This window comes from Streptomyces sp. NPDC005931, assembly GCF_042871235.1.
In the GTDB taxonomy this organism is placed as follows: Bacteria; Actinomycetota; Actinomycetes; order Streptomycetales; family Streptomycetaceae; genus Streptomyces.
Genome location: NZ_JBIAIG010000011.1, coordinates 51,295 through 64,706, shown reverse-complemented (window position 1 = coordinate 64,706; position 13,412 = coordinate 51,295). Strand labels below are relative to the sequence as shown.

Below are 13,412 nucleotides of genomic sequence, written 5' to 3'. Positions count from 1 at the left end.
CACGTCATGGCACAGCACGTACGCGACATCATGACCTCCGCGCCGGTGAGTGTGGGGCCGCAGACCTCCGTCGCCGAGGTCGCCCGCATCATGCGCGACCGCGACCTCGGAGCCGTCCTGGTGACGGACGGCGACCGGCTGCGCGGGCTGGTCACCGACCGGGACCTGGTGGTCCGCGCGGTCGCGCAGGGCGGCGACCCGGAGGACACCACCGTGGCCGGGGCATGCAGCGAGGACCTGGTGACGGTCGGACCGGACGACGACCTCGACCGGGCGGTGCGGCTCATGCGGGAGCACGCCGTGCGGCGCGTCCCGGTCGTCGAGGGCGGACACGCCGTGGGCGTCGTCTCGTTGGGCGACGCTGCCCTGGAACGCGATCCGGACTCCGCGTTGGGCGACATCAGTGTCGCCCGGCCCAACAAGTGACCGCGGTGCCGGTGGCCCGCGCGACCGGTGAATCGCGCGACTGATTCCTCAACTCCCCTTGTTCGGCAGGGCATTGAGGGTGCTTCTGGTGCAGGTTTGGCCGGTGGTGCCAGGGGGACCCGGAGGGTGGTGGCAGAAGAAGGAAGATGATGCGTCGTGACTTCGGAGATCAGTGAAAAGCCCGCCCTGAAGCGGCCGGAGACCGGCTGGGCCAGGGCCCGGCGCCTGCGCGGGAAGGACCCGCTGCGGACGTGTCTGCCCGCCGTGATCCGCGATCCCTCCGGCACCGCCGACGCGGGCGCGGAGGAGAACATCGTCAGGGGCGAGGACTAGCGGGGCCGGATCCCCGCCGACGAGGCAATGTCGTGCGCCTGCTGCTGATGTCCGACACCCACCTGCCGAGGCGGGCCAAGCGGCTTCCCGTGCCGCTGCTGGAGGAACTCCCGCACGCCGACGTCGTCTTCCACGCGGGTGACTGGGTGGACACGGCGACCCTCGACCTGCTGGAGAGCACCAGCAGCAGGCTCGTCGCCGTGTACGGCAACAACGACGGGCCCGAACTGCGCGCCCGGCTCCCGGAGATCGCGTACGCCGACCTCGACGGCCTGCGCTTCGGAGTGATCCACGAGACGGGGCCGGCGCGGGGACGTGAGGACAGGTGCGCCGCGCGCTTCCCCGACCTGGACGTGCTGGTGTTCGGGCACAGCCACATCCCGTGGGACACCACCGCCGGCACGGGACTCCGTCTGCTCAATCCGGGTTCGCCGACGGACCGCCGCCGTCAGCCGCACTGCACCTACATGACCGCCGCGGTCACCGAGGGCCGCCTGGAGGAGGTGGAGCTGCACCGGCTGCCGGTGCGCCGGTGACACCCGCTCGACGGTCGGGGCCGCTTCGTCGGTGGAAGCGGCCCGGACGCTGCGAGTAGATGCGCTCTCACGGACCTCCTTCCCACGATCGGAGGTGTTGCTGTCGGACGGACTACCCATCCTCGCGGGCTTCACACACCCGGAACTCGAATGTTTCCGTCCGATGTGTCCCGGTCCGGGAGCGGAGGGGACGGCGGGGCGGCTGGGGCCCGAGGGGCCGGCTCAGGCACCGGCCCGCGACGGGTGGACCGCGCCGTGGGTCGCGGAGAGCGGCGCGCCGGAGCCGCCCCAGCGCAGGGCGACGATCTCGGCGGCGACGGACACGGCCACCTCCTCGGGCGTGCGGGCCCCGAGGTCGAGTCCCACGGGGGAGCGCAGCCGGCCCAGTTCGCGCGCGGTGAGGCCGGCCGCGACCAGCCGCTCGGTCCGCTCGGTGTGGGTGCGCCGGCTGCCCATCGCACCGATGTACGCGGCCGGCCGACGCAGCGCCTCCTCGAGCAACGGGACGTCGAACTTCGGGTCGTGGGTGAGCACGCAGATCACCGTGCGCCCGTCGGTGTCCGTCCCGCGCAGGTACCGGTGCGGCCACTCGACGACCACCTCGACCGCCTCCGGGAACCGCCCGGGCGTGGCGAAGGCCGGGCGGGCGTCGCAGACGGTGACCCGGTAGCCGAGGAAGAGCCCCATGCGGGCCACCGCCGCCGCGTAGTCGATCGCGCCGAAGACCAGCATCCGCGGCGGTGGCGCGAAGGACTGGAGGAAGACGCTCACCACGTCCTCGCGGCGCTGCCCCCGGGGTCCGTAGTGGCGCAGGCCGGTGCCGCCCAGGGCGAGTTCGCCGCGCGCGTCGGCGGTCACGGCCGCGTCCAGGCCGCTCGTGCCCAGGGTGCCCGAGACCCGGTCCGGCCACACGGCGAGCACGGCGCCGCGCGGTGCGGGGCCGTCGGCCACCGTGGCCACGGCCACCGGATCGCCCGCGGCGACCGACTCCGCGACGGCGGCGAAGGCCGGGTCGGTGCCGGGCGTGACCGCGCGGACCAGCACGGTGAGGCGCCCGCCGCAGGTCAGACCGACCGCGAAGGCGTCCTCGTCGCTGTGGCCGAAGGTCTCGAGGCGGGGCCGGCCGTCGGCCACCACCTCCCGCGCCAGCTCGAACACCGCGCCCTCGACACAGCCCCCGGAGACGCTGCCCACCACCTCGTCGCCCGGGCCGACGGCCATCGCCGCTCCCGGGTCGCGCGGCGCGCTGCCGCCGATCTCGACGACGGTCGCCAGACCGAACGGCTCCCGGGCCGCGTACCAGCGTCCGAGCACCGGAAAGATCTCGCGCACGGTCCTCTCCTCCCGCCGGCACCTGAAGCCGGGTACCCGCGGGACGGTCGGGCACGGCCGCGCGGTGGGCTTCGGCCGGGCGTTCTCGCCGTCCCGGCGCACCCGGGGACGCCGTCCCCGGGCACTCCCGGCCGACGCGGGGGCGGGCGTCGGCTCCCCGCACGGGGCCGACCGCCCGTCCGCGCTCAACCGCCCGACGGTCCCGTCCAGCCGGCCTCCACCCGGCCCAGCCGGACCCGCTGCGGATGGTCCCCGACGGGCACGGACGCGGTCTTCCGGCCGCTCGCGAAGTCGATGGCGGTGACCCGGTCGGCGCCGCTCTCGGAGACCACGCAGGACCGGCCGTCGCCGCTGACGGTCGCCCAGTAGGGCTTGGACACGGGGACGAGCGGGCCCTCCCGGAGCGTGGCCCGGTCGACGACGGTCGCGTAGTCGTCCATGGTGCCGGCGACGCAGAGCGCGGTGCCGTCGGGCTTCACGGTGAGGCCGTGGTGGCGGGAGTCGTTGACCCAGGTGGTCCGGTCGTCGCTGGTGGCCGGGTTCTTCGGCAGGGTCTTGGTGCGGGTGATGCGGTCGGTGGCGAGGTCGTATTCGAAGAGGCCGTTGAACACCTGGAAGTACAGCTTGGACTCGTCCGGGGAGAAGGCGGCCGGCCGGACCGCGTCCGAGTGGTTCCGCAGCCCGGCGGCGTCGAGCCGGTCGCGCATGTCGATCACCTTCACCTGCTGGAAGGTGGTGGCGTCGACGACCGTGATGCGGCGGTCGCCCTTCGTCCAGTCCAGCCAGGTGGCGTCGAGCGCGGTGTTCACCTCACCGATGGACATGTTCCAGATGTGTCTGCCGTCGGCGCTGAAGACGTTCTCGTGCGGCTTGTCGCCCGTCGCGAACGAACCGAGCTGCCGGCCCGTCTCGATGTCCAGCACGTGCACGGTGCCGGAGGTGGAGGCCGAGACGGCGACGCGCCTGCCGTCGGGGGAGACGGCCATGTGGTCGGAGCGGTAACCCGACACGCGGAAGCGCCAGTCGACGCGCCCCGTGGCGAGGTCGAGCGAAACCACGTCGGCGAGACTCGGCCGGGAGACGACCACCGAGCGGCCGTCCGGGGTGGAGTACATGTCGTCCACGAACTGGTCGTGGCCCTCGCCGACGCTCTCGCGGATGGCCATGAAGTGGATCCAGTGCACCGGGTCGCGGTTGATCTCGGCCAGTCGCTCCTCCTTGTCGGGCACGACGTCGATGCGGCCGATCCTCGCGAAGTCGCCTCCGGACTCGAGGACGTCGGCGGTGCCGTCCCAGTTGTTGCCCACGAACAGCACCTCGCGCAGACCGGCTGCGGAGGCATCCGGGGTGGATCCCACCGCGGTCGCGGTGGTCGCGGGGGCGGCGGCGGTGAGGACGAGGGCGGCGGCAATGGAGCACAGATGCCTGGGTCCGGGGACCGGCATGGCGGCTCCCTTCTGTGAGGGGCGGACATGTGTGACGTGCGCATGCCAAGGGAGCGGAAGTGCTTTCGCCATCAACTTACTGAAAAGTAAGGAAGGCTGCCCCTCACGACAAGACCAGGGACACGACAAAGTTGGGCCGAGCGAGCGGCGGAGGGCGGGCGAGCACGGAGGACGACGAGGAGGGCCGACGAACGAGGAAGAGGCCGGCGCATGAGGAAGGGCCGGTGGCCGGGCGCAGCGCCCCGGTCACCGGCCCGTCTCCGTCACCGCGCCCGGCGAGCCATGGACGACCTGCCTACTCCTCGTCCCAGGCCTGGATCATCACCTGCTCGCTGATCTTGCCGTCCCGCAACGTGATCATCGACTCCGAGAGAACCCGCACCCCGTCCGGATACTCGCAGCTCTCGCAGTACGCGGCGTGGTCGCCCTGGACGACGCACTGCTCCAGCTTGTGCGTCATGTCGCGGCTGTAGACGTCGTCGAGCACGGTGGCGATCTCCTCCCGGCCGTGCAGGACCTTGGGGTGGCTGGGCTGGGTGTTGCGGTCCACGATGCGCAGTTCGGCGTCGTCCGCGTAGAGGGACACCAGATGCGCCGACGTCTGCGCCTCGATGCCCCGGCGCAGGGTGTCGGTGTCGAAGCGCGATTCTGCCGTGGTTGCCATGCTGACCTCCTCCAACGGGGGCCGCGGCCCGGCCGGCGGCGGGTCGCGAGGGGCCTCTCCTACGAGACTCCTCCCGCCCGGAGGGCCCGGCAAGCGCAGCCCGCCCGGCGCCCGCCCGTCCGCTCACCCGCCCGTCGCCAGGAACTGCGTCGCCGCCAGCTCCGCGTACAGCGGATCCCCGGTCACCAGCTCGCGATGGGTGCCGACGGCGCGGACCCGGCCCGCGTCCATCACCACGATCCGGTCGGCCGCGGTCACCGTGGACAGCCGGTGCGCGACGACCAGTACCGTCGTCGTACGCGCCACGTCGGCGACCGTGTCGCGCAGCGCCGCCTCGTTCACCGCGTCGAGCTGCGAGGTGGCCTCGTCGAGCAGCAGCAGCCGGGGACGGCGCAGCAGGGCGCGGGCGATGGCGACGCGCTGGCGCTCCCCGCCGGACAGCTTGGTGCCGCGGTGGCCGACGAGGGTGTCGAGCCCGTTCGGCAGGCGGGCGACCAGCCCGTCGAGCCGGGTCGTCTTCAGCACCCGCGCCACGGCCTCGTCGTCCGCCTCGGGGTTGCCCAGCAGCAGGTTGTCCCGCAGCGAGCCCGACAGCACCGGAGCGTCCTGCTCCACGTACCCGATCGAGGACCGCAGGTGCGGCACGTCCCAGTCGGCCAGGTCCCGGCCGTCGAGCGTGATCAGCCCCGAGTCGGGGTCGTAGAACCGCTCGATGAGCGAGAAGACGGTGGTCTTGCCCGCGCCGGACGGGCCGACGAACGCGGTCATGCCCTGGGCGGGCACGGTGAACGTCACCCCGTGGTGCACGGGGGGCAGATCGTCGGCGTACCGGAAGCGGACGTCCTCGAAGGCGAGGGCGGCGGGCGCGGTGCCGGGGGAGGGCAAGGCGGCGGGACCCGCGGCCGGTTCCGCGGGCAGCCGCATCGCCTCCTGGATACGGGCCAGGGCGGCGCTGCCCGTCTGGTACTGGGTGATCGCGCCGACGACCTGCTGGATCGGCGCCATGAGGTAGAAGACGAACAGCAGGAAGGCCACCAGCGTGCCGATGTCGATCGCGCCGGTCGCCACCCGGGCGCCGCCCACCGCGAGCACCGTGATGAACGCGACCTGCATCGCAAGACCGGCCGTGTTGCCCGCCGCCGCCGACCACTTGGCGGCGCGCACGGCCTGCCGCCACGACTCCTGAGCGGCCTCGTGCAGCGTCCGCTCCTCACGGGGTTCGGCACCGGACGCCTTCACCGTGCGCAGCGCGCCGAGGACTCGCTCCAGCGAGGCGCCCATCACGCCGACCGCGTCCTGGGCCTGGCGGCTGGCCCGGTTGATGCGCGGCACGATCACACCGAGCACCGTCCCCGCGGCCACGATCACGGCCAGCGTGACCCCCAGCAGCACCGGGTCGACGAAGCCCATCAGCACCACCGTCGCGACGAGCGTGAGACCGCCCGTGCCGAGACCGACCAGCGAGTCGGTGGTGACCTCGCGCAGCAGCGTGGTGTCGGAGGTGACGCGGGCCATCAGATCACCGGGCTCGGTGCGGTCCACCGCACCGATCCGCAGCCGCAGCAGATACGACGACAGCGCCCGCCGCGCCCCGAGCACGACCGACTCGGCGGTGCGCCGCAGTACGTACGAACCCAGCGCGCCCAGCGCCGCGTTGGCCACGACGAGCGCCGACATGAGCAGCAGCGCCCCGGTGATGGCACGGTCGGCCGCCAGGTCGTCGATCAGGTCCCGGGCCACCAGCGGCAGCATCAGGCCCGTAGCGCCCGTCAGCAGCGAGAGCGCCGCGCCGCCCAGCAGGGCCCACCGGTGCGGTCGTACGTACCCGAGGAGCAGCCGCCGGGCGGGCGGGGCGGTTTCCTGCGCTGCGATGCTCACTTCACTCCTTCGGCGTCGGACGGGTGTTCAGGCTACGTCGCGCGGGCGGGCCCGCGAGGCGCTCGGCGTCGTTACCCCTGGGTCGCGCGTAGGGTCGAAGGGACGTACACCGGTCGACGAAGGAGTCAGCGGCATGGCGCAGGAAGTACGCGGGGTGATCGCACCGGGCAAGGATCAGCCGGTACGGATCGAGACGGTCGTCGTGCCCGACCCGGGACCGGGCGAGGCGGTCGTGCGTGTCCAGGCCTGCGGCGTCTGCCACACCGACCTGCACTACAAGCAGGGCGGCATCAACGACGAGTTCCCCTTCCTGCTCGGCCACGAGGCCGCCGGTGTGGTGGAGTCGGTGGGCGACGGGGTCACCGACGTCGTGCCCGGTGACTTCGTGATCCTCAACTGGCGTGCGGTGTGCGGGAAGTGCCGGGCCTGCCTGCGCGGGCGCCCCTGGTACTGCTTCGACACCCACAACGCGACGCAGCGGATGACCCTGAGCGACGGCACCGAACTCTCCCCGGCCCTGGGCATCGGCGCCTTCGCGGAGAAGACGCTCGTCGCCGCCGGACAGTGCACCAAGGTCGACCCCGCCGTCTCCCCGCAGGTCGCCGGTCTGCTGGGCTGCGGGGTGATGGCCGGCATCGGCGCCGCGATCAACACCGGGAACGTCGGCCGGGGCGACTGCGTCGCGGTCATCGGCTGCGGCGGCGTCGGGGACGCGGCCGTCGCCGGATCGCGACTGGCCGGGGCGGCGAGGATCATCGCCGTCGACATCGACGACCGCAAGCTGGAGACCGCCCGCTCCATGGGTGCCACGCACACCGTCAACGCGCGGCGGACGGATCCCGTCGAGGCGATCCGCGAACTCACCGGCGGCTTCGGCGCCGACGTGGTCATCGAGGCCGTCGGCCGCCCCGAGACCTACGAGCAGGCGTTCTACGCGCGTGATCTGGCCGGCACAGTGGTCCTCGTCGGCGTGCCCACGCCCGAGATGAGGCTGGACCTCCCGCTGCTCGACGTGTTCGGCCGCGGCGGCTCCCTGAAGTCCTCCTGGTACGGCGACTGCCTGCCCTCCCGGGACTTCCCGATGCTGATCGACCTGCATCTCCAAGGCCGCCTGGACCTCGGCGCGTTCGTCACCGAGACGATCCGGCTCGACGAGGTGGAGGAGGCGTTCGAGCGGATGCACCGGGGCGACGTCCTGCGCTCGGTGGTGGTGCTGTGATGACCGCGCGCATCGAACACCTCGTCACCTCCGGCCGGTTCACCCTCGACGGCGGCACCTGGGACGTCGACAACAACGTGTGGATCGTCGGCGACGACCACGAGGCCGTCGTCATCGACGCCGCCCACGACGCCGACGCCATCGCCGAGGCGGTCGGCGACCGCCGCCTCACGGCGATCGTCTGCACCCACGCCCACAACGACCACATCGACGCCGCGCCCGCCCTCGCCGAGCGCACCGGCGCCACCATCCGGCTGCACCGCGACGACCTGCCGCTGTGGCGGCAGACGCACCCGGACCGCGACCCCGACGCATGGCTGGTCGACGGCCAGGTGCTCGAGGCGGCCGGCGCCGACCTCACGGTGCTGCACACGCCCGGGCACGCACCGGGCGCGGTGTGCCTTTACGCCCCGGGTCTCGCCACCCTCTTCAGCGGCGACACGCTCTTCCGGGGCGGGCCGGGGGCCACCGGCCGCTCGTACTCCCACTTCCCGACGATCATCGACTCGATCCGGGAGCGGCTGCTCACCCTCCCGCCCGGAACCGAGGTCCTCACCGGCCACGGCGAGGCGACCACCATCGGCGCGGAGGCACCGCACCTCGAGGAGTGGATCGCCCGCGGGCACTGACACCCCGCGGAACCGACACCGCGGACCGGGACCGCGGCGCGACACGCTCCCGCGGCTCCCGTAAAAGGTGACAGGAGATGTCCGGCTTACCCGTCACGCTCGTGGGGACGGAGGATCACTGGTGACAGGAGGCCGGACATGCCGGAGTCGGACGCGGGGAACGCCGGGACGCTGCAGGGCAGGATCGCCCTGGTCGCCGGGGCGACCCGGGGAGCGGGGCGGGGCATCGCGGTGGAACTCGGGGCGGCGGGCGCGACCGTGTACGTCACCGGCCGTACCACCCGCGCCCGGCGCTCCGAGTACGACCGCCCCGAGACCATCGAGGACACCGCCGACCTGGTCACCGCGGCCGGCGGCCGGGGCGTCGCCGTCCCCACCGACCACCTCGACCCCGCTCAGGTCGCGGCGCTGGTCGAGCGCATCGACGCCGAGCAGGGCCGCCTGGACGTCCTGGTCAACGACATCTGGGGCGGCGAGACGCTCTTCGAGTGGGACACACCCGTCTGGGAGCACGACCTGGACAAGGGGCTGCGGCTGCTCCGGCTCGGCGTCGAGACGCATGTGATCACCAGTCATCACGCCCTGCCTCTGCTGCTGCGCCACCCCGGCGGGCTCGTCGTCGAGATGACGGACGGCACCGCCGACTACAACCGTGACACCTACCGCGTGAACCTCTTCTACGACCTCGTCAAGTCGTCCGTGCAGCGCATGGCATTCGCCCTCGCCCACGAACTCGCCCCGCGGGGAGCGACCGCACTCGCGCTCACGCCGGGCTGGCTCCGCTCGGAGATGATGCTTGAACAGTTCGGGGTGCGCGAGGACAACTGGCGCGACGCCCTGGAGCGCGTCCCGCACTTCGCCATCTCCGAGACCCCGCGCTACGTCGGCCGCGCCGTCGCGGCCCTCGCCGCCGATCCGGACGTGGCGCGGTACAACGGCCGGTCGCTCTCCAGCGGCGGCCTGGCCCAGGAGTACGGCTTCACCGACCTGGACGGCAGCCGCCCGGACGCCTGGCGCTACCTGGTCGAGGTACAGGACGCGGGCAGGCCGGCGGACGTGACCGGCTACCGCTGACCCGGCGCCGCGCGACCCTCCCGCCACCGTCCGCCCTCTGCCGCGGTGATCGTCCTGGCAGTACCGTCACCCCATGACGACGGACACGGGGCGGTTCGACGCGTACGGGGTTCTCATCACGGGCGCGGCACGCGGCATCGGTGCCGCCACCGCCCGGCGGTTCGCGCGGGAGGGGGCCCGGGTGCTCGTGGCCGACGTGGACGCGGACGCCGCGCGGGCGACCGCGTCCGCCCTGCGCGACGACGGGCTCACGGCGGAGGCGTACACCTGCGACGTGGGAGACCGCGCCTCGGTCGAGGCGGCCGTCGCGCACGCGGTGGACGCCTTCGGCACGCTCGACGTCCTGGTCAACAACGCCGCCCACTGCACGCCCGACGCCGACCGCTTCGAGCAGCAGTCGGACGAGGCATGGGCGCGCGACCTCGACGTCACCCTCACCGGCGCCCACCGGTGCAGCCGCGCAGCCCTTCCGCACCTGGCCGCGTCCGGCCGCGGCGCCATCGTCGGCATCGGCTCCGTCAACGGCCTCCAGGACTTCGGCAACCACGGCTACAGCGCCGCCAAGGCAGGCCTGATCTCCCTGACCCGCACCCTCGCCGGCCACGCCGGGCCCCGTGGTGTCCGTGTCAACCTGGTGGTTCCGGGGACGGTCCGCACCCGCGCCTGGGCGGGCCGCGACGACGCATTGGAGAGGGCCGGCCGCCTCTACCCGCTGGGCCGCGTCGGCGAACCGGAGGACATCGCGGCCGCCGTGGCCTTCCTCGCCTCGCCCGATGCGTCCTGGATCACCGGCACCACGCTGGTGGTCGACGGCGGCATCACCGCCGTGAACACCGGTTTCCGCCAGGCGCTGCGCGACCCCGGGGAAGCACCGCGCAGCTAGCGCGGCCCGGTGCCCGCCCCCGATCCGCCGTGCCCGCGGATCGCTCGTTCCCGGTCGCCCGCTCCCGATCCGCCGTGCCCGCGGATCGCTCGTTCCCGGTCGCCCGCTCCCGATCCGCCGTGCCCGCGGATCGCTCGTTCCCGGTCGCCCTCGCCGCGACCGAATGTCACCGTTCGGTCCCGGTCCGTCCGGCACGTACAACCGACCGCGCCGGCCGGCCGTCTAGCTGGCAGAGATCGCAATCCATGCGGTCGTTTCCGCGGGAAAGGCATGACGGACCATGGGGGACACACGCAGACGGGGCGCCGTCGCCCTCGGGATCACCGCACTGGTGGCCCCGCTCACGCTCGCCCTCGGCGCGACGCCGGCGCAGGCCGCGAGCTGCACCACCAAGACGGGCCCGTACCAGAAGCAGGTGGAGAAGTTCCTCGGCCGCCCGGTCGACGGCAAGCAGTCCTCCGCCGACTGCAAGGCCATCCAGGCCTTCCAGAACAAGCACGGCATCACGCCGAACATCGGGTACGCCGGCCCCGTGACCTGGGGCGTCATGGACCTGATGAACAAGCAGAAGGCCGTGGGAAGCAACCCGAACAAGGCGGGCAAGTGCCCGGTCAACAAGGGCCGCATCGCCTGTGTGAACCTGACTCTGCAGCTCAGCTGGGTCCAGGACGGCAAGAAGCTCGTCTACGGGCCGGTACCGGTCCGTACCGGGCGTGACGGGTACGAGACCCGCACCGGGCTGAAGAAGATCTACTGGCGCAACATCGACCACGTCTCGACGATCTACGACGTGCCGATGCCCTACAGCCAGTTCTTCGACGGCGGCCAGGCCTTCCACTCGGTCGGCGTCAGCATGTGGAACCCACCCGGTTCGCACGGCTGCGTCAACATGACGAAGACGGACGCCAAGAAGTACTGGTCGCTCCTGAAGAAGGGCGACGACGTCTACGTGTACGGGCGCAAGCCGGGCACCTGACGGAAAGACCCCGGATGTGAACTCCCCCACGTTCCTTGACAGATGGACGTGATCAGCGACACGGTCCGATATGTCCGTTTCGCGCGCGAATACTCACATCGCCTTCACCTCCGGGGCCGTATGCTTCACGGTATGTCCACCAATGTTGAACCCTCCGCCGAGCGATCGGCTGCCGAGGTCAACGAGGAGATCCGGGCCCTGTGGCTCCGGTCGGGCGGGACACTGAGCGTCGAGCAGCGCGAGGAGTACCAGCGGCTCGTCCTGGAGTGGGCCTCGGCCCTTCCGCAGCCGGCGAACGCGGCCTGAGCGCCTCGTAGCCCCGACCCGGCGGTACCGCAGCCCGGACCTCGGCAACCGCATCCCTGATCCCCGGGCACCCGTGAACCGACGGGTGCCCTTCTCGAACCGACCTCGGCGACCTGCGCCCGCCGGCGCGAACCGCTCGGCGGGGTGATCCTCTCACTGTCCGAAGGCCGCCGAAGGAACACGGCGTCCAACCGATCGGCGATGCCCGGCGGGGCGGCACGCTCAGCCCCAGGTCGCCGAATAGTGCCGGCGGTACGCCTTGCGGTCCTGTTCCGTGCGGATCCAGCGGGTGGCCACCAGCGCCACCAGGCTGCCCGCGATGACCAGCAGGCCGGGGCCGACGTTGCGCGGGTCGGCCAGGCGGGAGAGCAGCGTCGACCCGCTCGGGATGCCGGACGTCGGGGCCGACGAGCCCGGTGAGGCCGAGCCCGGAACCGCCCCGGCCTCCGGGCCCGACGGCGCGGGCGAGGGCGCGGCGGTGCCGTCCGCCCCCGGTGCCACGATCAGCCGTACACCGAGCGCGGACAGCGCCTTCGTCACCGGCTGGAAGTACGTGGTCCCGCCCACCCGGCAGTCACCGCTGCCGCCCGACGTCACACCGAGCGCGATGCCCTCGGAGAACATCGGACCGCCGCTGTCGCCGGGTTCGGCGCACACGTTGGTCTCGATGAGGCCACTGACCGTGCCCTCGGGGTAGTTCACCGTCGCGTTCAGCGCGGTCACCTCCCCGTCGCGCAGTCCGCTGGTGCTGCCGCTGCGGAACACCCGCTGCCCGACGGCGGCCTCGCCCACACCGGTGATCCGCACGCCCTTGCCGTCGCCCACCGCCACCACGCCGGCGCCCTCCCCGGCCCGGCCGTCGGTGTACTCGATCAGGGAGTAGTCGTCTCCCGGGAAGCTGCCGCCGACCGTCGTGCCGACCTCCTGCCGGCCCCGGTCGTCGGCGAACCACACCGACCCGTCCGGACCGCAGTGCCCGGCGGTGAGGATGAACTCCCGCTTGCCGTCGGTGACGTTGAACCCGGCCGAACAGCGCCCCGCGGTCGACAGGATGGGCTGCGCGCCGTTGATCCGGGTGCTGAAGGTGCCCTCGGTTCGCTCCATGCGGACGAAGCCGCCGATTTCCTCGGCCACTTCGGTCAGTTCGGACCAGTCGCCCGAGGACACCGTGCGGTCGCCGCGCACCACCACCCGGTTGTGGCGGTAGTCCATGACCCACGCCGTGCCGGGTACGCGCGGCGCCGAACGCAGCGTCTCGGTCGCCGACGTGAGGTCCTGCATGCTGTGGCGCACCATCCTCGGCTCGGCTCCGGCCCGCCGGACCTCGTCCGCCGCCTCCCGGTCGGTGACCGCGACGACCGTGCGCCCGTCGGTGCCGATCCAACTGCCCGCCGTACGCGAGGTGCCCAGCCGGGACACCAGATCCGCACCGGGGCCGGGGGACTGCGCGACGTCCGCGAACGGAACGGCACCGGGTGCGGGGAGCTCGCTCGCCACGGCGGTGGTGACCATCGCTCCCCCCAGGAGCAGTCCGCCGACCGCCGCCAGCCGCGTCACTCGCCGGACGACCCGTCGTCGTGCGTGCCTCATGCATGGCTCCCGAACCAGACCAACGCGGCGCGAACACCGCGGGGCCCTCCCCTGAGTCGAGCGCCCTCAGTCCATACGGGCCCGGGAGCCCGTGTGTTCATCCGGCGCGGGAGACCGTCAC

General features: G+C 72.7%; 14 protein-coding genes. 9 read left to right on the top strand and 5 right to left on the bottom strand.

Annotated features, from left to right (window positions below):
- Positions 1-6 precede the first annotated feature (6 nt).
- The 3 genes from ACFYOV_RS24055 to ACFYOV_RS24045 all read left to right on the top strand — a co-directional run bounded on the left by ACFYOV_RS24055 (position 7) and on the right by ACFYOV_RS24045 (position 1,295).
- Entirely contained in the window at positions 7-426 is a 420-nt protein-coding gene (locus ACFYOV_RS24055; protein WP_389090491.1) for a CBS domain-containing protein, read from the top strand.
- A gap of 156 nt (positions 427-582) precedes the next feature.
- Complete coding sequence (locus ACFYOV_RS24050) at positions 583-759, top strand: hypothetical protein (RefSeq protein WP_389090490.1); 177 nt, start codon at positions 583-585, stop codon at positions 757-759.
- Positions 760-791: 32 nt separating this feature from the next.
- Positions 792-1,295, top strand: coding sequence for a metallophosphoesterase family protein (locus ACFYOV_RS24045; protein WP_389090488.1), 504 nt, complete (start codon positions 792-794; stop codon positions 1,293-1,295).
- Between the two features lie 222 nt (positions 1,296-1,517).
- Here the strand turns inward: ACFYOV_RS24045 and ACFYOV_RS24040 are convergent, their stop codons facing one another.
- The 4 genes from ACFYOV_RS24040 to ACFYOV_RS24025 all read right to left on the bottom strand — a co-directional run bounded on the left by ACFYOV_RS24040 (position 1,518) and on the right by ACFYOV_RS24025 (position 6,614).
- Positions 1,518-2,627 (bottom strand): XdhC family protein, encoded by a 1,110-nt coding sequence (locus ACFYOV_RS24040; protein ID WP_389090487.1) that lies wholly within the window; start codon positions 2,625-2,627, stop codon positions 1,518-1,520.
- A gap of 185 nt (positions 2,628-2,812) precedes the next feature.
- A complete protein-coding gene (locus ACFYOV_RS24035) occupies positions 2,813-4,072 on the bottom strand; it encodes a YncE family protein (protein ID WP_389090486.1) in 1,260 nt (419 codons plus the stop codon).
- Between the two features lie 295 nt (positions 4,073-4,367).
- Complete coding sequence (locus tag ACFYOV_RS24030; protein WP_389090485.1) at positions 4,368-4,736, bottom strand: nuclear transport factor 2 family protein; 369 nt, start codon at positions 4,734-4,736, stop codon at positions 4,368-4,370.
- Between the two features lie 123 nt (positions 4,737-4,859).
- Positions 4,860-6,614, bottom strand: coding sequence for an ABC transporter ATP-binding protein (locus ACFYOV_RS24025; RefSeq protein WP_389090483.1), 1,755 nt, complete (start codon positions 6,612-6,614; stop codon positions 4,860-4,862).
- Between the two features lie 133 nt (positions 6,615-6,747).
- On the opposite strand from ACFYOV_RS24025, the gene ACFYOV_RS24020 reads away from it, so the two are divergent.
- The 6 genes from ACFYOV_RS24020 (at position 6,748) to ACFYOV_RS23995 (ending at position 11,701) form a co-directional block, all read left to right on the top strand.
- Positions 6,748-7,833, top strand: coding sequence for an S-(hydroxymethyl)mycothiol dehydrogenase (locus ACFYOV_RS24020; RefSeq protein ID WP_389090482.1), 1,086 nt, complete (start codon positions 6,748-6,750; stop codon positions 7,831-7,833).
- The gene (locus ACFYOV_RS24015) at positions 7,833-8,462 is read left to right on the top strand and encodes an MBL fold metallo-hydrolase (RefSeq protein WP_389090480.1); all 630 of its coding nucleotides are present in this window, start codon (positions 7,833-7,835) and stop codon (positions 8,460-8,462) included. The genes ACFYOV_RS24020 and ACFYOV_RS24015 overlap by 1 nt, the downstream gene beginning before the upstream one ends.
- 138 nt (positions 8,463-8,600) lie before the next feature.
- Positions 8,601-9,536: an SDR family oxidoreductase gene (locus ACFYOV_RS24010; RefSeq protein ID WP_389090479.1), complete on the top strand. Its 936-nt coding sequence runs from the start codon at positions 8,601-8,603 to the stop codon at positions 9,534-9,536.
- A 73-nt stretch (positions 9,537-9,609) separates the two neighbouring features.
- Entirely contained in the window at positions 9,610-10,419 is an 810-nt protein-coding gene (locus ACFYOV_RS24005) for an SDR family NAD(P)-dependent oxidoreductase (protein ID WP_389090478.1), read from the top strand.
- A 280-nt stretch (positions 10,420-10,699) separates the two neighbouring features.
- Positions 10,700-11,395: a L,D-transpeptidase family protein gene (locus ACFYOV_RS24000; RefSeq protein WP_389090477.1), complete on the top strand. Its 696-nt coding sequence runs from the start codon at positions 10,700-10,702 to the stop codon at positions 11,393-11,395.
- A 120-nt stretch (positions 11,396-11,515) separates the two neighbouring features.
- On the top strand, positions 11,516-11,701 hold the full coding sequence (locus ACFYOV_RS23995; protein ID WP_389090475.1) for a hypothetical protein: 186 nt from the start codon (positions 11,516-11,518) through the stop codon (positions 11,699-11,701).
- Positions 11,702-11,923: 222 nt separating this feature from the next.
- On the opposite strand, the gene ACFYOV_RS23990 is transcribed toward ACFYOV_RS23995, so the two are convergent.
- On the bottom strand, positions 11,924-13,291 hold the full coding sequence (locus tag ACFYOV_RS23990; RefSeq protein WP_389090474.1) for a S1 family peptidase: 1,368 nt from the start codon (positions 13,289-13,291) through the stop codon (positions 11,924-11,926).
- Positions 13,292-13,412 lie beyond the last annotated feature (121 nt).